This window comes from Streptomyces sp. NPDC054794, assembly GCF_053611585.1.
Genome location: NZ_JBSHAQ010000023.1, coordinates 99,355 through 121,703 on the forward strand (window position 1 = coordinate 99,355; position 22,349 = coordinate 121,703).

Consider the following 22,349-nt stretch of genomic DNA (forward strand, 5'->3'; position numbering starts at 1 on the left):
GCCACGGAGGTCCTTTCGCCGGTCGGTGATCGGGCTGACCCGTCTACCGTCGCAGCGCGGAATCCGTGAGGTCCATCGAATCTTTTCGACCGTTCTGTTCAGCGGAACTGAACGATCGTCCGGACCCGGACCCGGACCCGGACGTGGACCCGGCCACTGCCGCCGCTCCTGCCGCCGCCCTCGGACGTGCTCCCAGCTGCCCGGCCACCGTCGCCCCGAAGGCCAGCGCCATGCCCGCCAGTTGGACCGGCGTCAGCGTCTGGCCGAGGGCGGCCCAGCCGACGACGGCGGCCGTCAACGGCGAGAGCGGGCCGAGGAAAGTGACTTGGGTGGCGGTGAGGCGTCCGATGCCGCGGAACCAGAGCCAGTAGGCGACCGCCGTGTTGGCCAGGGCGAGGTAGAGGTAGCCGCCGATCGCCCGGCCGTCCAGCGCGGGCGGGGCGCCCTCGACGAGGAGGGCGATCGGCGCGATGACCAGTCCGCCCGCGGTGAGCTGCCAGCCGGTGAGCGCCAGCGGGTCGACGCCGTCGGGACGGCCCCAGCGCTTGGTCAGGACGGTGCCGGTGGACATGGAGGCGGTGGCGGCGAGGGCCGCGAGCACCCCCACCGCGTCGAGCGTCCCGGCCGCCCTGAGGACGACCAGACTGACGCCGAACGCGGCCGCGGCCCCGGCGAGCAGTGTCCGTACGGTCGGCCGCTGCCCGAGCAGCAGGGCGGAGAGGCCGACGACGAACAGCGGGCCGACCGAGCCGACGACGGCGGCCATCCCGCCGGGCAGCCGGTACGCGGACAGGAACAGCAGCGGGAAGAAGGCGCCGATGTTGAGCGCGCCGAGGACGGCGGCCTTCCACCACCAGGCGCCGCGTGGCAGCACGCGGGCGAGGGCGAGCAGGAGCAGGCCGGCCGGAAGGGCACGCAGGAGACCGGTGAACAGGGGGCGGTCGGGCGGCAGGAACTGCGTGGTGACGGCGTAGGTGGTGCCCCAGGAGACGGGGGCGAGGGCGGTGAGGGCTATGAGCGCGGGGCGGTTAATAGCCATGGAAGGCACCCTTCGGGAGAGCCGAGCAGGTCCGACCGATCAGGTCAGGCATAGATAGCTTAGCCTTAAGCTACTTACCGTCAAGCCACTTTCTTGCGGGTGACCGTAACCCGGCGGATACTCCGGCCATGAGTGCAGAGCGCAAGGACCCCGTCGACGCGATCATCGATCAGTGGGCGGCCGTACGGCCCGACCTCGACACCGCCGCGATGGAGGTCTTCGGCCGCATCTTCCGGCTCTCCCGCGCGATGGGCGACCGGATGGAGAAGGCGTACGAGCGGTTCGGGATCTCGCGCGGCGAGTTCGACGTCCTGGCCACCCTGCGCCGCTCCGGCGAGCCGTACACTCTCTCGCCCCGCCAGCTCTCGGCCACGCTCATGCTCACCACCGGCGGGATGACCGGTCGGCTGGACAAGCTGGAACGAGCGGGCCTGCTGCGCCGCTCCCCCGACCCGCACGACCGGCGCGGCCTCCAGGTGACGCTGACGGACGAGGGGCTGCGGCTGATCGACGAGGCGGTCGGCGCCGGCCTCGAAGAACAGACGGACGCGCTGTCCGCCTTGGACGACGAACAGGCCGGCCGACTGGCCGACCTGCTGCGGGAGTTGCTGCGCGGAACCGCGAAGTAGGCGGCACGGGGCGGGCCGCGGCGGGCGGGGTCAGGCGGCCACCCGGCCGAGGTGCCGGTCCAGCGCCGCCCCGATCGCCGCCGGGTCGGCGGAGTCGGCCGCCCAGGCGACGTACCCGTCGGGGCGCACCAGCACGGCCGTACGACGCTCGCCACCGGCCCAGCGCTCCACGGCCAGCCGGTCCGCGCGCCCCGCGCCGCCGTCGTACGGCCCCGGAGTGATCAGCACGAACCGCCCGCCGCGCAGCGCCTCGTAGAGGCGGCCGCCGCCGGCGAGGGCGACGTCCGGGACGCGGGTGCCGGTGAGGCGGTGGGCGCCGCGGGGGGCCGGGTACCGGAAGCCGGTGCCGGTGATCCGGCCCGCGGCCCTGCGGCGGGCCGGGCCCACGCGGTTGAGGAAGGCCGTCACGGCCGCGCGCGCCGCCAGCGTCCAGGGGCGCTTGGCCATGGCGAGGCGGACGATGCCGCCGCTGCTGCGCAGCACCGCCTTGCCCACGGGGTGCCGCTCGGCCTGGTAGGTGTCGAGGAGCGCGGGGTCGGCGTGTCCGGTGACGACGGCGGCCAGCTTCCAGCTCAGGTTGGCCGCGTCCTGCAGCCCGGTGTTCATGCCCTGACCGCCGGCCGGGGTGTGCACGTGCGCGGCGTCGCCGGCCAGGAAGACGCGGCCGACGCGGTAGGCGGGGGCCTGCCGCTCGTCGCTGTGGAAGCGGGACATCCAGCGCGCGTCGTGCATCCCGAAGTCCCGGCCGAGGGCGAGGCGGGTGATCTCCTTGACCTCGTCGAGGCCGACGGGCTCGCTGTCGGGGACGTCGCGGCCGCGGTGCCAGCCGATGACGCGGTAGTAGCCGTCGCCGAAGGGGGCGACGAAGGCGAAGGCGTCGCCGACGGCGTTGACGGTGAGCAGGCTGTCCGGCTTCTCGGCGAGCAGCACGTCGGCGAGGACGACGGAACGGATCACCGACTTGCCGGGGAACGGCAGCCCGATCGCCTCGCGCACGGCGCTGCGCATGCCGTCGCTGCCGACCACGTAGGCGGCGCGCAGGCTCTCGGTGCGGCCGCCTGGGCGGCGGACCTCGACGGTGACGCCGTCCGCGTCCTGCGCCAGCCCGGTCACCTCGCTCTCGTACCGGAAGTCCACGCCCGCCTCCACCGCACGCCGCTCCAGCACCTTCTCCACCTCGTACTGCGGGAGGACGAGCAGGTGGTTGAAGCGGGAGGGGAGCGTGTCGAGCGCGACGGTGAGGCGGCCGAAGAGGCGGAGCCGGTCGAGGGGCTGCCCGACGGCCTCCAGGTCGTCGGCGAGGCCGCGGGCGTCGAGCTGCTCCAGGGTGCGGGCGTGCAGGACGAAGGCGCGGGAGAGATTGCTGATCTTGTGCGGGCGCTTTTCGAGGAGCGTGACGGGGATGCCGGCGCTGGCGAGGTCCCCGGCGAGGAGGAGGCCGGTGGGGCCGGAGCCGACGACGAGGACGCGGGGGGCGGCGGGAGTCGTGCCGTTCATGAGGACCTCCTGAGGTGACAACGCTCGTTGGCCAACATTCGTAGGCCAACATTCATAGGTCAACGCTTGTGGGTCAACGCTTGTTGGCAAGCCTAAGAGCGGGGCGACGACGAAGTCAACACCTGTTGGCCTACGTGTGTTGGCACACGCCTGTTGACACCCACACCCGTTGGCCTACGCTCGTTGACATGACTGCAAGCAACGCCGACCCCACCGGCACCCCGGGCGGCACCGGCACCGGCGCCCCAGGTGGAGCCTCAAGCGGGGCCCGCCGCTCCGACGCCACCCGCGGCGCGATCCTCACCGCCGCGCGCGAGCGCTTCGCCTCCGACGGCTACGAGCGCGCCACCATCCGGGCCATCGCCAAGGACGCGCACATCGATCCGTCGATGGTGATGCGCTACTTCGGCAGCAAGGAGGGCCTGTTCGCCGCCGCCGTCGCGCTCGATCTGCGGCTGCCGGACCTGACCGCGGTGCCCCGCGACGAGGTCGGCCGGGCGCTGGTGGGCCACTTCCTCAGCCTGTGGGAGGAGAACGAGGAGCTCACGGCCGTGCTGCGGGTCGGCGCGACCAACCAGGCCGGGGCCGAGCGCATGCAGGGCATCTTCCGCGACCAGCTGCTGCCGGTGGCCCGGCAGGCCTGCCCCGACCCCGAGCAGATCCCGGTCCGCGCCGCGCTCTGCGCCTCGCAGCTGCTCGGGCTGGCGCTCACCCGCTACGTGCTGCGCCTGCCGCCCGCCGTGGCGCTGCACCCCCAGGAGATCGTCGCCTGGCTCGCGCCCACCGTGCAGCGGTACCTGACGGCGCCGAGCCCCTGAGCTCCCGCGTAGGCAAGAACGCCGAAGGGCGCCGTCCCCGCACAGGTCGGGAGGACGGCGCCCTTCGGCGTCGGTTCAGGTTCCGCTCAGGCCTTGGCCCTGCCGGGCTTGGACACGCGGATCTTGGACTTGTCGAGCACCATCACCAGACCCGCGATGATCACGAACAGGGCGATGGGGGCCACGACGTAGAGGCCCAGCGTCTGGATGACGCTCAGGCCGGGGCCGGGGTCGTCGCCGTCGTCGCGGGTCAGCGCGAGCGCGGGGGACGACATGAGCAGCATCATCAGCGTCGTACCGGCGGCCAGGGCGCCGGCGCGCAGGGCGTTCTTCTTGTCCACGGTGCAAAAGTAGCGAACGCCTGAACGGAGCGCGCGTCCGGGGTGCCCCACAAGCACCGCCAGGGGTGCGCCCCGGCGGGCCCGCGGCCTCACCCGACCTCTCGCAGGACGTCGATCAGGGCGTGCAGCCGGGGCGAGGCCGCCAGTTCCTCCAGCGTCACCGGGCGGCCGTCGGCGTCGGCGATGGGCAGGCGCCAGTTCGGGTACTGGTCCCAGGTGCCGGGCAGGTTCTGCGGGCGGCGGTCGCCGACCCCGTCCGGGAGCCAGACGCCGATCATGCGGGCCGGGGTGCGGAGCAGGAAGCGGTGCACGGCCTGGATCTGCGCCTCCTCGGCGGCCGAGGAGAGGTCCCCGGCCGTGCCGCGGAGCAGGCCGAGGCGGCTGAGCAGGGCCAGCCACTCCGCCGTGTCGGCGGCCGCCGCCGCGCGTTCCTCCGCCAGGGGGCGGGTCAACAGGCCGAGGTGGGCGCGGAGTTCGACGTGGTCGCCGGTGAGGCGCGCGGCCGTGGAGGGCAGGTCGTGGGTGGTGGCGGTGGCCAGGCAGTCGGCGCGCCAGCCCTCGGGGGGCAGGGGCTGGCCGTCGCCCTCCCAGTCCCGTTCGAACCAGAGGACCGAGGTGCCGAGCACCCCGTGCCGCTGCAGTGTCTCGCGCACGCCCGGCTCCACGGTGCCCAGGTCCTCGCCGATCACCACCGCGCCGGCCCGAGAAGCCTCCAGGGCGAGGAGGGCGAGCATGGCCTCGGCGTCGTAACGGACGTACGTGCCTTCCGTCGGCGGCCGGCCCTGCGGCACCCACCACAGCCGGAACAGCCCCATGACGTGATCGATGCGCAGGGCGCCGGCGTAGCGGAAGAGGGCCCGGAGCAGGCGGCGGTAGGGCGCGTAGCCGGACTCGGCCAGGCGGTCCGGGCGCCAGGGCGGCAGGCCCCAGTCCTGGCCGCGCGCGTTGAAGGCGTCGGGCGGGGCGCCGACCGACATTTCGTCCGCGAAGTACTCCTGCTGCGCCCAGGCGTCCGCGCCCCCGGGGTGCACGCCCACCGCGAGGTCGTGCACGATCCCGACCGGCATGCCCGCCTCGCGCGCGGCACGCTGGGCCGCGGTGAGCTGGGCGTCGGTGAGCCAGGCGAGCCAGGAGTGGAAGTCCACGCGGTCCATGAGCTCGGCGCGGGCCCGCGCGGTCTCGGCCGAGCGGGGGTCGCGCAGGCCCCGCGGCCAGCGGTCCCGGTCGGATCCGTGCGCCTCGGCGAGCGCGCACCAGGTGGCGTGGTCCTCCAGGTCCTGGCCCTCCCGGGCGAGGAAGTCGGCGTACGCGGCCTGCCGGCCCGGTCCCAGCGGTACGGCCCGTACCAGCTCCAGCGCCTCCCGCTTGAGCTCCCACACCGCGTCCCGGTCGATCAGCGCGCCCTTGTCGAGCACGTCGGCGCGCAGCCGCTCGGCCCGCTCCAGCAGGACGCGGACGCGTTCGCGGTCCTCGACGTGGGCGTACTCGGGGATGTTCTCGACCCGCAGATGCACCGGGTCGGGGAAGCGGCGGGAGGAGGGCCGGTACGGCGAGGGGTCGGTGGGGGCACCGGGCACGGCCGCGTGCAACGGGTTGACCTGCACGAATCCGGCCCCGGCCACGCGGCCCGCCCATGCGGCCAGTTCGGCGAGGTCACCGAGGTCGCCCATGCCCCAGGAGCGCCGCGACAGCAGGGAGTAGAGCTGGACGAGGAGTCCGTACGAGCGTCCGGCGGGTGTGGGCAGCCGGTCCGGGGCGACGATCAGCCGGGTCTCGCCGGTGCGTCCGTCGGGAGCGGTGGCACCGACCCTGTGCACGCCGACCGGGAGCCGCTCGACGGTGTCCCGGGTCTCGCCCTGCTCGGTCTCGACGCGCAGCCGGGTGCCGGAGGGGAGGGCGTCGAGGGCCGCCGGGACGGCCGTGGCGGCGCCGGTCCAGTGCACGACCGTCGGCGGCAGCAGTCGCTCGCCCAGCTCGCGGGTGCGGGTGTCGAGGGCCGCGCGGACCGCGCCGGGGGTGCTCGCGTCGACGCCGAGCGCGGTCAGGACGGCCGTGACGGCGGAGGCGGACGCCTCGACCGTGCGGTCCGGGGACGGGCTGTAGGAGGTGGCGACGCCGTGCAGGCCGGCGAGCCGGCGGAGCTCCTCGTCGCAGGGCGTGACCGGCCCGGGCTCGGTCATCTACAACCCCGGGTCGTACGGGTCCGCGATCGCGTCGGACTCGCTGGTGAGCGGCGCGGCGTCGGCGAGCGGCGGCTCGCTGGTCAGGGGTTCGGCGTCGGGCAGCGGCGGCTCGCTGGTCAGCGGGGCCTCTGCGTGCACGCCCTCCGCGCTGAACACGTACAGCCGCTGCACATCGGGCTCGGCGGACGGCTCCGCCACGGGTTTGGACTGGGCCGGGAGCGAGAGGTGAGCCGGTGCGGCCACGGGGGTCTCCTTGTCGGGACGTCGGATACTGCAGCTTCTGGTGGATTACGGCAGGCCTACCCAGTGGGCGCGATGGCAGACGTACAGACACGAACAACGTGATTCATACGTCATGCCGAGCACTCCCTGCGTCGCTCTCGAACGGTTCCCCGGTCCGCTTCCGGCGCCCTTGAAGCGCGGCACAGCGGCAGCTCTCCCACCGGCTCCCCCACCGGCTCTCCCGCCCCAACCGTCGATCACTATTCACTCAGTACATGTATCCGATGCATACTGATCTCCATGAGCACCCGGCACATCCTCCTGGGGCTGCTGAAGGCTGGGCCGAGTCATGGCTACGACCTCAAGCGACGCCACGACGAACGCTTCCCGCAGGCGCGCCCCCTGGCTTATGGGCAGGTCTACACGACCCTGCAGCGCCTGGTCCGTGACGGCCTCGCGGAGGTCGACGGCACCGACGCCGACGGCGGACCGGAGCGGACGATGTACCGCTCGACGCAGGCCGGTTCCGACGAACTGGCCCGGTGGGCGGGCGAGATCGCCGCGCCGGCGCCCTTCGTGGCGAACGAGATCTTCGCCAAGGTCGTCGTGTCGATCCTCGCGGACGGCGACCCGGCGTCCTACCTGCGGGCCCAGCGCGCCGCGCACATGGAGCGCATGCGGGAGCTCACGGCCGTCAAGACCGCCCCGCACTCCGATCTGGCGACCGTGCTCTCGGCCGACTACGCCCTCAACCACCTCGACGCCGACCTCCGTTGGATGAACACCACGGCGGCCCGGCTGACCCATCTGACCGCGGAGGTCGACACAGCATGAGCAACAAGGGGGACACCTCGGTGCCGCTTCTGGCGGGCCGGGACCTGGTCAAGGCGCACGGCAGGACACGGGCACTGTGCGGCGCCTCGGTCGACCTGCGGGCCGGCGAGATCCTCGCCGTGACCGGGACCAGCGGCAGTGGCAAGTCCACGCTGCTGCACTGCCTCGCGGGCATCGTCCGCCCGGACCAGGGTTCGGTGGCCTACGACGGGCAGCGGCTCGACCGGTTGCCGGAGAAGCGGCTGAGCGAACTGCGCCGCTCCGACTTCGGCGTGGTCTTCCAGTTCGGGCAGCTGATTCCGGAGCTGACCGCCGCCGACAACGTGGCGCTGCCGCTGATGCTGGCGGGAGCGTCCCGCACCGGCGCCCGTTCGCGGGCGGGCGAGTGGCTGGAGCGGTTCGGGGTGCTCGGCCAACAGGAACTGCGGCCCGGCGAGATGAGCGGGGGTCAGGCACAACGGGTCTCCCTGGCGCGGGCGCTGGTGACCGGCCCGAAGGTGGTCTTCGCGGACGAGCCGACGGGGGCGCTGGACTCGCTGGCGAGCGAGCAGGTGATGACGGCCCTGACGCACACGGCCCGCGAGTCGGGCACGGCGGTGCTGCTGATCACGCACGACGCCCAGGTGGCCGCGTACGCGGACCGCGAGGTGCGGCTGAGCGACGGCGCCACGGTCGCGGCGGAGGTGACGGCGTGACGACGGACGTGCGGGGGACCGCCCGCGGCGGTGCGACGACGGCCGGGCGCGGGGGCGCCGGAGGCGGTGTGGCGACCGACGTCCGGCTCGCCTGGGAGCTCACCCGGGGCTCGGACCGGCAGGAGTGGTGGCGGGTGGGGCTGACCGCGGCCGGGGCCGCGCTGGCGACGGGGTTCGCCCTCACGGCCGTCGCCCTGGCCTCGCTCCGGGGCTACTACAGCGTGCCCTTCGGCCACGGCCTGCTGAACAGCCCCGGCGAGCGCTCGGGGGTGATCGTCAGTCTGCTGCTCCTGCTGGTGCCGGTGCTGGGGTTCCTCGGGCAGTGCGCCCGGATCGGCGCCGTGCACCGCGACCGGCGGCTGGCCGGGCTGCGGCTGGCGGGCGCCACCCCGGCCCAGGTGCGCCGGATCGCGGCACTGGAGACGGGGCTGGCGTGTCTGGCGGGCTCGCTCCTCGCCACCGCCGTCGCGGTCCCGGTCCTGCTGGGCCTGTGGAGCAGCCCGACCGTCCCGGCCTGGGCCGGCCTCGCACTGGTCGCCCTCGGGGCGCCGGTGCTGGGCGCGGCGACGGGCGCGCTGGCGCTGCGCCGGGTGGTGGCCTCCCCGCTCGGGTGGGTACGCCGGACCCGGCCCAGCAGCGGGCGCGGACCGGGGCTGCTCTTCGTCGGCGGGGTGCTGGCCGTGCTGCTGCTCGCGCTGGTGGCGGTCGCGAACACCGCGGGCGGTGACCGGGCGCGGGTGCCGCTGACGGCGTTCGCCCTGGTCCTCGTGGTCGGCGGCGGCACGGTGTGGCTGGCCGGCGGCACGTCCCTGCTGGTCGGGCGGCTGCTCGCGGGCCGGGCCCGGTCCGCGGCCACGCTGATCGCGGCGGAGCGGCTGCGCGACGACCCGTGGGCGGCGGCCCGTACGCACGCGGCGGTGCTGCTGGTCACGATCGTCGGCACGGGCTTCGTCGGCATCCGGCAGGTGTTCCTGGCCGTCCTGGACGCCATGCGGCGCGACGGCTCGCTGGGCATGGACATGTCCTTCTACGTGACGGGCCTCGATCTGACGGCCGCCGCGATCCTCGTCGCCCTCGCGATCACCCTCTCGGGTCTGGCCGTCGGCACCGCCGAGTCGCTGGCCAACCGCCGGCGCGGCCTGGCCGCGCAGGTCGCGGCCGGAGTGCCGCGGGCGGTCCTCGGCCGGGCGCTGCTCCTGGAGACGGCGCTGCCGCTGGCCCCGGCGGTCGTGCTGGCGGGCACGGGCGGCATGGCGATCGGCGTCTGGTACGGCTCGTTGACCGCCGGGCGGGCCGCCCAGACCGTGCCGTACGCGGCGCTGCTGGTCCCGGTGGGCGTGTACGTGTGCTGCCTGCTGGCGGCGGCCACCTCGCTGCCCCTGCTGCGCCGCTCGGTGCACCCGGCGGAGCTGCGGTACGCATGACCGTCCGGCCCCGGGGGCACAGGGGACTCCCGGGGCCGGCACGCACGCTCGCGTGCCCGCGTGTGCGAAGGCCCGGATCGTCAGGCGGAAATGCCGTCGATCCGGGCCAAGGCGTCGTCCGCGCCGTACGGCTGCAAGTAGGGCAGCCAGCGCGGGTCCCTATGTCCGGTCCCGATGATGCGCCAGGCCAGACCGGTGGGCGGAGCGGGTTTGTGGCGCAGCCGCCAGCCGATCTCGACGAGGTGACGGTCGGCCTTCACGTGGTTGCAGCGACGGCAGGACGCCACCACGTTGTCCCACACGTGTTTGCCCCCGCGGCTGCGCGGGATGACGTGGTCGACGCTGGTTGCGACGCCACCGCAGTACATGCACCGGCCCCCGTCACGGGCGAACAGGGCCCGTCGGGTGAGAGGAACGGGCCCCCGGTAGGGAACCCGCACGAATCGCTTGAGCCGGACCACGCTGGGTGCGGGGACTGTGACGGTTGCGCTGTGCATGAAGGCGCCCGACTCCTCAAGGCAGACCGCCTTGTTTTCGAGCACGAGGACGAGCGCGCGGTGGAGCGGTACGACGCCAAGTGGCTCGTACGACGCGTTGAGGACCAGGACATGCGGCACGGGTGCCTCCTTGGGCGTCGGCGGCGCGTGGCTCGCGCCGGGACGATCTGCGGCCAGTCTCCCCTCTTGCCTGGTGGAAGCGCCACCATGTCCCGGTAACGGGCTGGGAGTGTTTTCGACCACACCACAGTCATCCCCCGGATCACGGCCTGTTCAAGCCCGGGTGAGCCCGGTCTCTCCTACGCGTATCGCGCCGGGGCACACACGATGCCCCGTTAGTGTGGTGACCCTGCACGTCCGGTGACCTTTTCGTGACCTTGACCGCCACACCGGGCGAGGCAGCGCCGCACCTGGAGGTACCTGCCGTGTCCTTGTCCGCCGTCCTACTGGCCGCCGGATCGTCCCCTTCGCCCACTCCTGCCGAGTCGACGACCCCGACGGTCCCCACGCTCCAGGACGCCCAGGAGAGCGCGACGAACGCCGCGAGCTGGGTCGAGCAGAACTGGTCGACGTGGCTCGCGATCGGTCTGCGCGTCCTGCTGATCCTGGTGATCGCGGGTGTGCTGAGAGTGGTGGTGCGGCGGGCGATCACCAAGCTCATAGATCGCATGGGCCGTACGGCCGAGGCGGTGGACGGCACGGCCCTCGGCGGCCTGCTGGTCAACGCCGAGCGGCGCCGCCAGCGCTCACAGGCGATCGGCTCGGTGCTGCGCTCCGTGGCGTCGTTCCTGATCCTCGGCACGGCCTCGCTGATGGTCCTGGGCACGTTCGAGATCAACCTGGCCCCGCTGCTGGCCTCCGCCGGTGTCGCCGGCGTGGCCATCGGTTTCGGTGCCCGCAACCTGGTCACGGACTTCCTCTCCGGCGTGTTCATGATCCTGGAGGACCAGTACGGCGTCGGCGACACCATCGACGCGGGGGTCGCCTCCGGCGAGGTGATCGAGGTCGGCCTGCGGGTGACCAAGCTGCGCGGCGACAACGGCGAGATCTGGTACGTCCGCAACGGCGAGGTCAAGCGCATCGGCAACCTGTCCCAGGGCTGGGCGACGGCGGGCGTCGACGTCACCGTCAGGTCCTCCGAGGACCTGGACCGGGTCAGGGCCACCCTCGAAGAGGTCTCCGAGAAGATGGGCAAGGAGGAGCCCTGGAACGAGCTCCTGTGGAGCCCCGTCCAGGTGCTGGGCCTGGACAGCGTCCTGATCGACTCGATGGTCGTGCGCGTCTCGGCGAAGACCATGCCGGGCAAGGCGATGACGGTGGAGCGCGAGCTGCGCTGGCGCATCAAGCGGGCCTTCGACGCGGCCCACATCCGCATCGTGGGCGGCGAGACCGCCGTGCTGGGCACGGACGTCCCCGACCCGACGGCGGTGGTCGCGGCCCCCTCGGCGTTCGCCAACGCGGACTCCCCGCAGTCGATGGCGACGACACCGATCACTCCTCAGCGGGCCGCGCCGCCGATCAAGTAGGCCGCGGAACCGGAGGAACGGTTTCAGCACGCTCGTTCGAGTGAAGGGCGGGGGCATCCGGCGCCGCACAGGCGCAGGGGCCTGTCCGGCGGATCAGGTCGCAGGAAAGAAACGGCATCCGATCGGCGCAGGTGAGCGGGGTCTGGTGCGTCCAGCTGCAAGGCGGAGGAGGGAGTCGACGCGGAGCGTCGGCGACCGACGACAACGCGGTAGATGGGCGTGCCAGACCCCGCTCCTGCGACAGGATCCGCCGGACAGGCCCCTGGGTGCCCCATCGTTCTGCCGGGGCACCCGGGGCGGGCTTAGCCCGGCACCAGCATGACGAGGAGAACCGCGATGAGCGCCGAACCGATCATGGAGCCGGTGATACGCAGCAGGACCCCATCGATTTGTTGATCGCGTTCGAGGAGGCGTCCGTGGCGCCGATTCGGCCCGAGTTCATCGAGGGGTCCGTCAGCGTGCCACCGCAGCCGAACAACGAACACAGCCACGGCGCGTTCCAGCTCGCCGTCCAGTTCTTCAACGTGGGGTTCGATCTGGCGGGTGTGGGAAACGGCTATCGGGCCACCGGCAAAGACGGCAACACCATGGCTCTCGTCCATCCCTGACTTCTACGTCATGCGCCGGCAGCCGACCGAGCTCGACGAGTCGTACCGCCGGGCTCACAAGGGCTGGTACCCCATCGACATGCTCTCGCTGGTCGGCGAAGTCACCTCCAGCAATCACGAGATCGACACCGGCCCCAAGTTCCGCACCTACGCCGCCGCCGGCGTACCCGTCTACGTCCCCATCGACCGCCACGCCAAGACGGCCCACTGCTACACCGACCCCGTCCTCCCCGGCGACGACCCCACCGAGGCCTACTACGACACCGACAACAAGGTCGACCTCGGCGACCCGCTCGCCCTCCCGGCTCCGTACCCCACCCTGGACACGGCCCCGTTCCTCACCGACTGAGCCGACCGAAGTCCACCCCCACCGCCCCCGAGGTAACGAGTCTGTTGCCTCGGGGGCGGTGTCTATTGACGCCCCCTTCGTCCTGGGCTTACGTTCCTCCCACCCAATAGGAAACTTTCCTAACAGTGATCATGGGGCGAGCATCCGATAACGATCACCGGATGGACTTCCCGCCCAGGTCACTGGGAAACTGGGCAGTTGGAAAGGCAGGTGTCGACCCACATGGCAGGAACCGCCGGTACGCCGGGCACCCCGCGCGTGCTCCGCGCCATGAACGACCGCGCCGCACTGGACCTGCTGCTGGAGCACGGGCCGCTGTCCCGTACCCGGATCGGCAAGCTCACCGGCCTGTCCAAGCCGACCGCCTCCCAGTTGCTGGCCCGCCTGGAGGCGGCCGGCCTGGTCCTGGCCACCGGTACCAGCGAGGGCCGCCCGGGCCCCAGTGCCCAGCTCTACTCGGTCAACCCGGCCGCCGCCCACGCCGCCGGCCTCGACGTCAACCCGGGTCGCATCCGCGCCGCCGTCGCGGACATCACCGGACGGACGGTCGGCGAGTACGAGCTGCCCACCCCGGGCAGACGTCCGGCCCGGCCCGTCGTCCAGCAGGTCACCGAGGCCCTCGACGGCGCCGTGAAGGCCGCCGGACTCGCCCGCGACGACGTCCACCGGCTGGTCATCGGCACACCCGGCGCCTTCGACCCGGGCACCGGCCGCCTGCGCTACGCCTCCCACCTGCCCGGCTGGCACTCCCCCACACTGCTCGACGAACTCGCCGCCGCGCTGCCGATGCCGGTCGAGTACGAGAACGACGTCAACCTCGTCGCCATAGCCGAGCAGCGGCTGGGCGCCGCCCGCGGACACGGCGACTTCGTCCTGCTGTGGAACCAGGAGGGCCTCGGCGCCGCCCTGGTCCTCGGCGGGCGACTGCACCGCGGCTGGACCGGCGGCGCCGGCGAGGTCGGCTTCCTCCCCGTGCCGGGCACGCCCCTGGTGCGCCAGGTGACCAAGGCCAACAGCGGCGGCTACCAGGAACTCGCCGGTTCGCAGGCGGTGCCGAAGCTGGCCCGGGAGCTGGGCATCGAGGACGTGCCGACCGGGCCGTACACCGAGACCGCCGCCACGCTCGTGGCCGACGCCGCCGACCACGCCACCGGACCCCACCGCGAACTGCTGCGCACGTACGCGACCCGGCTCGCCACCGGTCTCGCCTCCCTCGTCTCCGTCCTCGACCCCGAACTCGTCGTGCTGAGCGGCACCTCACTCACCGCGGGCGGCGAGGTACTGCGCGCCCTCGTCCAGGCCGAGCTGGAGGAGCTGGCGGCGGCCCGCCCGCGCCTCGTGGTCGGCGACGTCCGTGAACACCCCGTGCTGCGCGGCGCGTTGGAGAGCGCGCTCGCGACCACCCGCGACGAGGTCTTCGACACCTCGCGCTGAGCCCCGTACCGCCCCTTCCGCCCCTTCCTCCTCACCCACCCCGTTCCTGGGAGACCTCGCCATGCCCACAGCCATACCCGAAGTCGCCCGAAAGGCGGCTTTTGCCCTCACCGCCTCCGCCGTCCTGCTCACCGCCGCCTGTACCGGCCAGTCCTCCTCCGGCGCCTCCGACGACGCCTCCAAGGACACGACGATCAACTTCTGGCACGCCTGGAGCGCGCCGAACGAGGTGAAGGGCATCAAGAACCTGATCGCCGGGTTCGAGAAGGCCCACCCCAACATCCATGTGAACGTCGTCGGCAACATGACCGACGACAAGATCAACCAGGCGCTGCGGACCGGCGGCGAGAAGGCCCCCGACGTCATCTCCTCCTTCACGACCAACAACGTGGGCAAGTTCTGCTCCTCGGGCGCCCTGGTCGATCTGAACCCCTTCTTCAAGAAGTCGAACATCGACCCGGAGAAGACCTTCCCGAAGCCGATGAACGAGTACACCCAGTTCGACGGCAACCGCTGCTCGGTGCCGCTGCTGGGCGACGCGTACGGGCTCTACTACAACAAGACGGCGTTCAAGAAAGCGGGCATCGCGAACCCGCCGAAGACCTGGTCGGAATTCGAGGCCGACGCCAAGAAGCTGACGATCACCCAGGGCGACAGCTACAAGCAGCTCGGATTCATGCCGAACTACCACGGCTGGGAATCCACCACCGAGCACTACTTCGCCCAGTTCTCGCCGACGTACTTCGACGGCGGCGGAAAGTCGAACCTCGCCAAGGACCCGGCGTTCCAGGCCGGTTTCTCGCTCCAGAAGAAGCTCGTCGACGAACTCGGTGGCTACCAGAAGCTGGAGAAGTTCCGCGCCACCCTCGGCGACGAATGGGGCCCCAAGCACCCCTTCCACACCGGCCAGGTCGCCATGCAGCTCGACGGTGAGTGGCGCCTGGGCATGGCCGAGGAGGCCAAGCCCGGCTTCGAGATCGGCGTCGCCCCGCTGCCCGTCCCCGACGAGCAGGCGGCGCAGTACGGCAAGGGCTACATCACCGGCACCATCGCGGGCATCGCGGCCACCAGCAAGAAGCAGAACGCGGCCTGGGAACTGGTGAAGTACATGACCACCGACACGGACGCGGTGGTCGGCTTCTCCAACGCGATCCACAACGTGCCGTCCACGCTGGCCGCGCTGAAGTCGCCGAAGCTGAAGTACGACCCGCGCTTCAAGACGTTCCTGGACATCGCCGCGAACCCGAACTCGACGACGTCTCCCGCCTCGATCAACGGCGGTGTTTACCTGGTGACGATCCAGCAGTTCGGCTACGACTACGAGAGCGGAAGGACCACGGACCTGAAGGCGGGCCTGAAGAAGACGGCCGCGCAGATCGACACGGACATCGCGCAGGCGAAGTAGTCCAGCGATGAGCACGGTAACCCTCGCGTCGAAGCGCCGCCGGGCGGCGCTTCGGACGGTCGCCTTCATGTCGCCCTGGCTGATCGGCTTCGCGGTCTTCTTCGCGTACCCGCTGATCTCCACGGTCTACTTCTCGTTCATGCACTACGACGGCTTCAAACCGCCGACGTGGAGCGGCACGAAGAACTGGACGTACGTCTTCGAGCACTACCCGCTCTTCTGGCCCGCCCTGCGCAACACGCTGTGGCTGGTCCTCGTGATGGTGAGCCTGCGGGTCGTCTTCGGACTCGGCGTCGGCCTGCTGATCACGAAGATCAAGACGGGTACGGGTGTCTTCCGCACCCTGTTCTACCTGCCCTACCTGGCCCCGCCGGTCGCCGCGACGATGGCCTTCGCCTTCCTGCTCAACCCCGGCACGGGCCCGGTGAACTCCATCCTGGAGAACATCGGCATCCCGGCGCCGGGCTGGTTCAACGACCCGGCCTGGTCCAAGCCGGCCCTGACCCTGCTGGCGCTGTGGGGCGTCGGCGACCTGATGGTCATCTTCATGGCCGCGCTGCTCGACGTGCCGAAGGAGCAGTACGAGGCCGCCGAACTGGACGGCGCCTCGGCCTGGCAGCGCTTCAGGTACGTCACGCTGCCGAACATCTCGCCGATCGTGATGTTCGCCGTCGTCACCGGTGTCATCCAGACGATGCAGTACTACACACAGCCGCTGATCGCCGGAAAGGTCGCCTCGGGCGTGATCCAGGGCGCGGGCACCCAGTTCGAGCCCGGCTATCCGGACAAGTCCACGCTCACCCTCCCCCAACTCGTCTACAACCTCGGCTTCCAGCGCTTCGACTACGGCTCCGCGTGTGTCGTCGCCCTCGTCCTCTTCGCCCTGTCGATGGTGTTCACCGCGTTCCTGATGCGGCGCCGGGGCGGTCTCATCCAGGCAGGTGACTGACCATGACCCAAGTGCTGGACAAGCCGGTGGACGTGCGGACCCCGGCGTCGACGGCCGAGCGCACGGCCCGCCGCAAGGCGCTCCTGGAGTGGATCGCGGTGCACTCCCTCGGGATCGCCGCCGCGCTCTTCTTCACGCTGCCCTTCGTGTTCGTCTTCCTGACGTCCCTGATGAGCGACAGCCAGGCCCTCAGCCGGGACCTGGTCCCGGACACCTGGGAGTGGGGCAACTACCGGAAGGTGTTCGACACCCCGGGCTTCCTGACCTGGTGGAAGAACACGCTGATCTACGCCGGTCTGGGCACCGTGCTGACCGTCGTATCGTCCATCCCCGTCGCGTACGCGCTCGCGAAGTTGCGCTTTCCGGGTCGCAACCTGTCCCTCATGCTGGTGATCTCGATGATGATGCTGCCCCCGCAGGTCATCATCATCCCGATGTACCTGTTCTGGGCGAAACAGCTGGATCTGTCGGGCACGCTGTGGCCGCTGATCATCCCGATGGCGTTCGGCGACGCGTTCTCCATCTTCCTGCTGCGTCAGTTCCTCATGACGATCCCGAACGAGTACCTGGACGCGGCCAGGGTGGACGGCTGCGGCGATCTGCGGACCCTGCTGAAGGTCGTCCTGCCGATGGCCCGGCCGGGCATCGCCGCCGTCGCCCTCTTCCAGTTCTTCTACGCCTGGAACGACTACTTCGGCCCGCAGATCTACGCGTCCGAGAACCCGGGCGCCTGGACGCTCAGCTACGGCCTGGAGTCGTTCAAGGGCGCGCACCACACCGACTGGAACCTCACCATGGCCGCCACCGTGCTGGTCATGGCCCCCGTGATCCTCGTCTTCTTCTTCGCCCAGAAGGCGTTTGTCGAAGGCGTCACGCTCACCGGAGTGAAGGGTTAACCCCGTATGAAACTCACCGTGGTCGGCGGAGGCTCGACCTACACACCCGAACTCATCGACGGCTTCGCGCGGTTGAGAGACGTGCTGCCCATCGAGGAGCTGGTCCTCGTCGACCCGGCCGCCGATCGCCTGGAGCTGGTCGGCGGCCTGGCCCGCCGTATCTTCGCCAAGCAGGGCCACCCCGGGCGGATCGTCACCACCGGCGACCTGGACGCGGGCGTCGAGGGCGCGGACGCGGTGCTGCTCCAGTTGCGCGTCGGCGGGCAGGCGGCCCGGCAGCAGGACGAGACCTGGCCGCTGGAGTGCGGCTGCATCGGCCAGGAGACCACCGGCGCGGGCGGTCTGGCCAAGGCGCTGCGGACCGTCCCGGTGGTCCTCGACATCGCCGAGCGCGTCCGGCGGGCGAACCCGAACGCCTGGATCATCGACTTCACCAACCCGGTGGGCATCGTGACCCGCGCGCTGCTGCAGGCCGGGCACAAGGCCGTCGGGCTGTGCAACGTGGCCATCGGCTTCCAGCGGAAGTTCGCGGCCCTGCTGGGCGTGGCGCCGGCCGAGATCCACCTGGACCACGTCGGCCTCAACCACCTCACCTGGGAGACGGGCGTGCGCCTGGGCGGCCCGGAGGGCGAGAACGCCCTGCCGAAGCTGCTCGCGGACCACGGCGACGCCGTCGCGGACGACCTGCGCCTGCCCCGGCCGCTGCTCGACCGGCTCGGCGTGGTCCCGTCGTACTACCTGCGCTACTTCTACGCGCACGACGAGGTGGTCCGGGAGCTGGGCACCAAGCCGTCCCGGGCGGCGGAGGTCGCCGAGATGGAACGGCAGTTGCTGGCCATGTACGGCGACCCGGCCCTGGACGAGAAGCCGAAGCTGCTCGCCAAGCGCGGCGGCGCCTACTACTCGGAGGCGGCGGTGGACCTCGCGGCCTCGCTGCTGGGCGGCGCGGGCAGCACGTACCAGGTGGTGAACACCTACAACCGGGGCACCCTGTCCTTCCTGCCGGACGACGCGGTGATCGAGGTGCAGGCCGTGGTCGGCCCGAAGGGGCCGGTGCCGCTGCCGGTGCCGGAGCTGGACCCGCTGTTCGCGGGGCTGGTGGCGAACGTGACGGCGTACGAGGAGCTGGCGCTGGAGGCGGCGCTGCGCGGCGGACGGGACCGGGTGTTCCGGGCGCTGCTGTCCCATCCGCTGATCGGCCAGTACGCGTACGCCGAAGCCCTCACCGACCGACTGATCGCGCACAACCGGGAGCACCTCGCGTGGGCCTGACCGCAAGTGTCCTCGCCATCGACGCGGGCAACAGCAAGACGGACGTCGCGGTGCTGGCGGCGGACGGCGACGTCCTGGCCACGGCGCGCGGCGGCGGGTTCCGGCCGCCGGCGGTGGGGGTTCGCACGGCGGTGGACGAGCTGGCCCGGGCCGTCGACCGGGCCTACGCCGACGCCGGGGTCACCTCCGTCGCGCATGTCTCCGCCTGCCTGGCCAACGCCGATCTGCCGGTGGAGGAACAGCAGTTGGCGGCCGCGCTGCACGCGCGCGCGTGGGGCGACACCGTGGAGGTCCGCAACGACACCTTCGCGATCCTGCGGGCGGGCGTGGCCGAGCCGCGCGGCGTGGCGGTGGTCTGCGGCGCGGGCATCAACTGCGTCGGCATGCGCCCCGACGGCCGCACCGCCCGCTTCCCGGCCCTCGGCCGCATCTCCGGTGACTGGGGCGGCGGCTGGGGCCTGGCGGAGGAGGCCCTGTGGTACGCGGCCCGCGCCGACGACGGGCGCGGGGAGCCGACCCGTCTCGCCCGGACCCTCCCGGCCCATTTCGGGCTGTCCTCGATGTACGCGCTGATCGAGGCCCTGCACCTGGAGCACGTCGCGCACGCCCGGCGGCACGAGTTGGCGCCGGTGCTGTTCGAGACGGCGGCGGGCGGGGACGCCGTGGCCCGCGCGATCGTCGACCGGCTCGCCGACGAGGTGGTGTCGATGGCCACGGTCGCCCTGACCCGCCTCGACCTCCTCGACGAGGAGACCCCGGTGCTGCTGGGCGGCGGTGTCCTCACCGCCGGGCACCCCCAACTCGACGACGGGGTCCGGGACCTGCTGGCGGTCCGGGCACCGAAGGCGGTGGCGCGCGTGGTGACGGCGAGCCCGGTGCTGGGGGCGGCGCTGCTGGGCCTGGACCGGGTGGGAGCGCAGGCCGCGGCGCAGGAACGCGCACGGGCCCACTGGGAGTCCTGAACGGCCGGACCGGCATGCGGGAACCGAACTGATTCCCGCGGCGTATTCATGGGCAGGGGGTGGTGCAGCACACCGCACCGCGCCGCCAACTCCGCTGCGATCCGATCAAGATCCAGTGAAGGCCGGTGCGGATGTCGGTCCGGGCGGCGATACTTGGCGGCGAACGATGACCATGGGGGAGGTCAAACAGTGACACACCCGCCGATGAGCAGCGCGGCACCGCCAGGACCGGGATCCGGCGTGCCCACCCTGCCGTCCGTACCGCCGCAGTCCGGACCCCCCGCGCCCGTCGGTGCGCCCGCGCAGGCGCGCCGTACGGCGTTCACGGAGGGCGCCGAGCGGCTGCGCGCGGCCGCGACCACCGAACCGGGCCGGCTGCGGATCATCGGGGCGGTCCTCGCCCTCCTGGTCGTCGCGTTCGGCGCGGTCACCGCCTGGGAGACCTCCGACCGCGCGGCCGCCGCCGACGACGTGCTGCACAGCAGCCAGCCGCTCAGCTCGGACGCGGCCGACATCTACCGCTCCCTGGCGGACGCCAACACGGCCGCCTCCAGCGGCTTCCTGGCGGGCGGTCAGGAGACGGCCCAGTCCCGCGACCGGTACGAGAAGGACATCCGGACGGCCGCCGAGAAGCTCGTGACGGCCGCCGCCAGCTCCGAGCCGGGCTCGCCGTCCGAGGCGGCCGTCTCCAAGCTGAACAAGCTGCTGCCGGAGTACAAGGGCCTGGTCGAGCGAGCCCGCACCTACAACCGGCAGGGCTACCCGGTCGGCGGCGCCTATCTGCGCTACGCCAACGACAAGATGCAGAACGAGATGCTCCCGGCGGCGGAGGACCTCTACAAGAAGGAGAACGAGAAACTCCGCTCCGACTACGGGAACGCGACGCCCTACCCGTGGGCCTCGATAGCCCTCGGGGTCCTCGTCCTCGCCGCGCTCGCCTGGGCCCAGCAGCGCAACTACCGGCGCACCAACCGGGTGCTGAACCACGGGCTGGTCGCCGCCACGGCCACCGCGACGGTGGTCCTGCTCTGGCTGGTCGTCGGCCACAGCGTCGCCCGCGCGGGCCTGAACGACTCCTACGACCACGGCGTCCGCTCGCTGAACGTGCTGCACGACGCCCGCATCGCCTCCCTCAAGGCCCGGGGCAACGAGAACCTGAGCCTGGTGGCCCGCGGCGCCGAGACGATCACGGTCGACGGCACCACGTACGACGCGTTCTACTACGACTTCGACAAGGACATGTTGGCCCTGGGCAAGGGGCTGACCGAGGCGGGGCGACTCGCCGACGACCAGGCGGGCAGCAAGCCGGTCGAGGCGGCCGAGGGCAACATGACGGTGTGGAAGAAGCGCCACGCCTCGGCCCGCGCCGAGGACGAGAACGGCAACTACCAGCAGGCGCTGGACAAGGTGATCGGCGCCCGGGGCGCGACCGGCGAGTGCTTCGACAGCGTCGACGACAACCTGCGGACCGCGATCACGCACGAGCAGACCGAGTTCCGGCAGGCGGCCGGTGACGGCCGGGACGCGATGATGGGCCTGCCCGTCGGCGCGGCCGTCCTCGCCGTCCTGGGCGCGGCCGGCGCGCTGCTCGGCATCGGGCGCAGGCTCTCGGAGTACCGGTGAAAGGGGGCGTGACGATGAACGCGCGCGATGGCCTTCCTCCCCGCCGGGGCGCCGGGAGTCCGCTTCCGCGGCGGAATGTGCGTGCCGCCCTGCGCGGTTGGGGCGGCGTGGGCGCGATGGCGGCCGTGTGCGCGCTGGCGCTGGCGTTCGTGCTGCTGCTGCCGCTGACCCAGCGGGACGGCGGCTCCGGCGGCGGCGCGGGACTCGGCGGCTCGCACCTGGCCACCGCCGGGCAGGCGCGGGCGGACGGTTGTGAGGACGCGCAGGCCCAGAAGCAGACGCTGTCCCCGTCCGCTGCGGACGGCCCCACGATCGACGCCATCAAGGCCCGTACGGGCGCGAAGCGCAAGCTGATCGTCGGCGTCGACCAGAACAGCTACCACTGGGGCTACCGCAACCCGAACAACAAGGACAAGGACGCGGAGCTGGAGGGCTTCGACATCGATCTGGTGCACCGGATCGCCCAGGACATCCTCGGCGACCCGAACGCGGTCCAGTTCAAGGCGATCCCGACCAGCCAGCGCATCCCGGCGATCCAGGACGGCCGGGTCGACATGGTCGTCCGCACGATGACCATCAACTGCGACCGGCTGGACAAGGTCGCCTTCTCCGCGCCGTACTTCAAGACGGGCCAGACGGTCCTCGCGGCCAAGTCGTCGTCCGTCAGGGGCTACGACAAGTCGCTGGCCGGCAAGAAGATCTGCACGGCGACCGGTTCCACGGCGTACGCCAAGCTGGAGGCGGACCAGAAGGACGGCCGGCTGGTCTCCTCCGCCGACATCCACCACACCGTGCCCAACCAGCTCGACTGCCTGGTGCGACTGCAGCTCGGCGAGGTCGACGCGGTGGTCACCGACGGCGCGCTGGCCGCGAGCCAGGCCGCCCAGGACCCGACGGTCGCCCTCAAGGGCTCGGCCTTCACGACCGAGTACTACGGAGTGGCGATGAAGAAGGACGCCGACGATCTGGTACGCCGGGTCAACCGGATCCTGGTGGACTACCGCGCGAGCGGCTGGCAGGCGTCGTACGACACCTGGCTGTCGGCGACACTGGGGAAGAGCTCGACACCGTCGAAGCCGCCCGCGCCGGAATACCTGCGCAAGAGCTGACCAGACTTCCTCAAAGACAGCACCGACAACGCAGCGA

At 71.9% G+C, this 22,349-nt stretch carries 22 protein-coding genes; 15 read left to right on the forward strand and 7 right to left on the reverse strand.

Annotated elements, in window-relative coordinates:
- Positions 1 to 43: 43 nt before the first annotated feature.
- On the reverse strand, positions 44 to 1,039 hold the full coding sequence (locus ACWGKT_RS24355; protein ID WP_453275351.1) for an EamA family transporter: 996 nt from the start codon (positions 1,037 to 1,039) through the stop codon (positions 44 to 46).
- 128 nt (positions 1,040 to 1,167) lie between these two features.
- Between ACWGKT_RS24355 and ACWGKT_RS24360 the strand changes: the two genes are divergently transcribed.
- Entirely contained in the window at positions 1,168 to 1,668 is a 501-nt protein-coding gene (locus ACWGKT_RS24360) for a MarR family winged helix-turn-helix transcriptional regulator (protein WP_453275352.1), read from the forward strand.
- Between the two features lie 30 nt (positions 1,669 to 1,698).
- Here the strand turns inward: ACWGKT_RS24360 and ACWGKT_RS24365 are convergent, their stop codons facing one another.
- Positions 1,699 to 3,165 carry an FAD-dependent monooxygenase gene (locus ACWGKT_RS24365; RefSeq protein ID WP_453275353.1) on the reverse strand — a complete coding sequence of 489 codons (1,467 nt, stop codon included), beginning with the start codon at positions 3,163 to 3,165 and terminating at the stop codon, positions 1,699 to 1,701.
- Positions 3,166 to 3,353: 188 nt separating this feature from the next.
- Here ACWGKT_RS24365 and ACWGKT_RS24370 point away from each other — a divergent pair, with 188 nt between their 5' ends.
- A complete protein-coding gene (locus ACWGKT_RS24370; RefSeq protein ID WP_453275354.1) occupies positions 3,354 to 3,983 on the forward strand; it encodes a TetR/AcrR family transcriptional regulator in 630 nt (209 codons plus the stop codon).
- Positions 3,984 to 4,069: 86 nt separating this feature from the next.
- Here the strand turns inward: ACWGKT_RS24370 and ACWGKT_RS24375 are convergent, their stop codons facing one another.
- The 3 genes from ACWGKT_RS24375 to ACWGKT_RS24385 all read right to left on the reverse strand — a co-directional run bounded on the left by ACWGKT_RS24375 (position 4,070) and on the right by ACWGKT_RS24385 (position 6,750).
- Positions 4,070 to 4,324, reverse strand: a complete 255-nt coding sequence (locus tag ACWGKT_RS24375) for a hypothetical protein (RefSeq protein ID WP_356145107.1) — start codon at positions 4,322 to 4,324, stop codon at positions 4,070 to 4,072.
- A gap of 89 nt (positions 4,325 to 4,413) precedes the next feature.
- On the reverse strand, positions 4,414 to 6,504 hold the full coding sequence (gene malQ / locus ACWGKT_RS24380; protein ID WP_453275355.1) for a 4-alpha-glucanotransferase: 2,091 nt from the start codon (positions 6,502 to 6,504) through the stop codon (positions 4,414 to 4,416).
- On the reverse strand, positions 6,505 to 6,750 hold the full coding sequence (locus tag ACWGKT_RS24385) for a hypothetical protein (RefSeq protein ID WP_453275356.1): 246 nt from the start codon (positions 6,748 to 6,750) through the stop codon (positions 6,505 to 6,507).
- 279 nt (positions 6,751 to 7,029) lie between these two features.
- Between ACWGKT_RS24385 and ACWGKT_RS24390 the strand changes: the two genes are divergently transcribed.
- The 3 genes from ACWGKT_RS24390 (at position 7,030) to ACWGKT_RS24400 (ending at position 9,682) form a co-directional block, all read left to right on the forward strand.
- Positions 7,030 to 7,563 (forward strand): PadR family transcriptional regulator, encoded by a 534-nt coding sequence (locus ACWGKT_RS24390; RefSeq protein WP_453275357.1) that lies wholly within the window; start codon positions 7,030 to 7,032, stop codon positions 7,561 to 7,563.
- On the forward strand, positions 7,560 to 8,258 hold the full coding sequence (locus ACWGKT_RS24395) for an ABC transporter ATP-binding protein (RefSeq protein ID WP_356145114.1): 699 nt from the start codon (positions 7,560 to 7,562) through the stop codon (positions 8,256 to 8,258). The genes ACWGKT_RS24390 and ACWGKT_RS24395 overlap by 4 nt, the downstream gene beginning before the upstream one ends.
- 68 nt (positions 8,259 to 8,326) lie before the next feature.
- A complete protein-coding gene (locus ACWGKT_RS24400; protein WP_453275391.1) occupies positions 8,327 to 9,682 on the forward strand; it encodes an ABC transporter permease in 1,356 nt (451 codons plus the stop codon).
- Positions 9,683 to 9,762: 80 nt separating this feature from the next.
- Here the strand turns inward: ACWGKT_RS24400 and ACWGKT_RS24405 are convergent, their stop codons facing one another.
- Complete coding sequence (locus ACWGKT_RS24405; protein WP_453275358.1) at positions 9,763 to 10,299, reverse strand: HNH endonuclease; 537 nt, start codon at positions 10,297 to 10,299, stop codon at positions 9,763 to 9,765.
- A 305-nt stretch (positions 10,300 to 10,604) separates the two neighbouring features.
- Here ACWGKT_RS24405 and ACWGKT_RS24410 point away from each other — a divergent pair, with 305 nt between their 5' ends.
- Complete coding sequence (locus ACWGKT_RS24410; RefSeq protein WP_453275359.1) at positions 10,605 to 11,705, forward strand: mechanosensitive ion channel family protein; 1,101 nt, start codon at positions 10,605 to 10,607, stop codon at positions 11,703 to 11,705.
- 302 nt (positions 11,706 to 12,007) lie between these two features.
- On the opposite strand, the gene ACWGKT_RS24415 is transcribed toward ACWGKT_RS24410, so the two are convergent.
- On the reverse strand, positions 12,008 to 12,307 hold the full coding sequence (locus ACWGKT_RS24415; protein WP_453275360.1) for a hypothetical protein: 300 nt from the start codon (positions 12,305 to 12,307) through the stop codon (positions 12,008 to 12,010).
- Positions 12,308 to 12,323: 16 nt separating this feature from the next.
- On the opposite strand from ACWGKT_RS24415, the gene ACWGKT_RS24420 reads away from it, so the two are divergent.
- From ACWGKT_RS24420 to ACWGKT_RS24460, 9 genes are all read left to right on the forward strand, one after another.
- Positions 12,324 to 12,662 (forward strand): Uma2 family endonuclease, encoded by a 339-nt coding sequence (locus tag ACWGKT_RS24420; RefSeq protein ID WP_453275361.1) that lies wholly within the window; start codon positions 12,324 to 12,326, stop codon positions 12,660 to 12,662.
- Positions 12,663 to 12,884: 222 nt separating this feature from the next.
- On the forward strand, positions 12,885 to 14,096 hold the full coding sequence (locus ACWGKT_RS24425) for an ROK family transcriptional regulator (protein ID WP_235458985.1): 1,212 nt from the start codon (positions 12,885 to 12,887) through the stop codon (positions 14,094 to 14,096).
- Between the two features lie 61 nt (positions 14,097 to 14,157).
- Complete coding sequence (locus ACWGKT_RS24430; RefSeq protein WP_453275362.1) at positions 14,158 to 15,501, forward strand: ABC transporter substrate-binding protein; 1,344 nt, start codon at positions 14,158 to 14,160, stop codon at positions 15,499 to 15,501.
- 7 nt (positions 15,502 to 15,508) lie between these two features.
- Positions 15,509 to 16,450 carry a carbohydrate ABC transporter permease gene (locus ACWGKT_RS24435; RefSeq protein WP_235458983.1) on the forward strand — a complete coding sequence of 314 codons (942 nt, stop codon included), beginning with the start codon at positions 15,509 to 15,511 and terminating at the stop codon, positions 16,448 to 16,450.
- 2 nt (positions 16,451 to 16,452) lie between these two features.
- On the forward strand, positions 16,453 to 17,346 hold the full coding sequence (locus tag ACWGKT_RS24440; protein ID WP_235458982.1) for a carbohydrate ABC transporter permease: 894 nt from the start codon (positions 16,453 to 16,455) through the stop codon (positions 17,344 to 17,346).
- Between the two features lie 6 nt (positions 17,347 to 17,352).
- Complete coding sequence (locus ACWGKT_RS24445; protein WP_453275363.1) at positions 17,353 to 18,618, forward strand: 6-phospho-beta-glucosidase; 1,266 nt, start codon at positions 17,353 to 17,355, stop codon at positions 18,616 to 18,618.
- Complete coding sequence (locus ACWGKT_RS24450; RefSeq protein ID WP_453275364.1) at positions 18,609 to 19,580, forward strand: N-acetylglucosamine kinase; 972 nt, start codon at positions 18,609 to 18,611, stop codon at positions 19,578 to 19,580. The genes ACWGKT_RS24445 and ACWGKT_RS24450 overlap by 10 nt, the downstream gene beginning before the upstream one ends.
- 204 nt (positions 19,581 to 19,784) lie before the next feature.
- Entirely contained in the window at positions 19,785 to 21,203 is a 1,419-nt protein-coding gene (locus ACWGKT_RS24455) for a hypothetical protein (protein WP_453275365.1), read from the forward strand.
- Positions 21,204 to 21,217: 14 nt separating this feature from the next.
- The gene (locus ACWGKT_RS24460; RefSeq protein WP_453275366.1) at positions 21,218 to 22,312 is read left to right on the forward strand and encodes a glutamate ABC transporter substrate-binding protein; all 1,095 of its coding nucleotides are present in this window, start codon (positions 21,218 to 21,220) and stop codon (positions 22,310 to 22,312) included.
- Positions 22,313 to 22,349 lie beyond the last annotated feature (37 nt).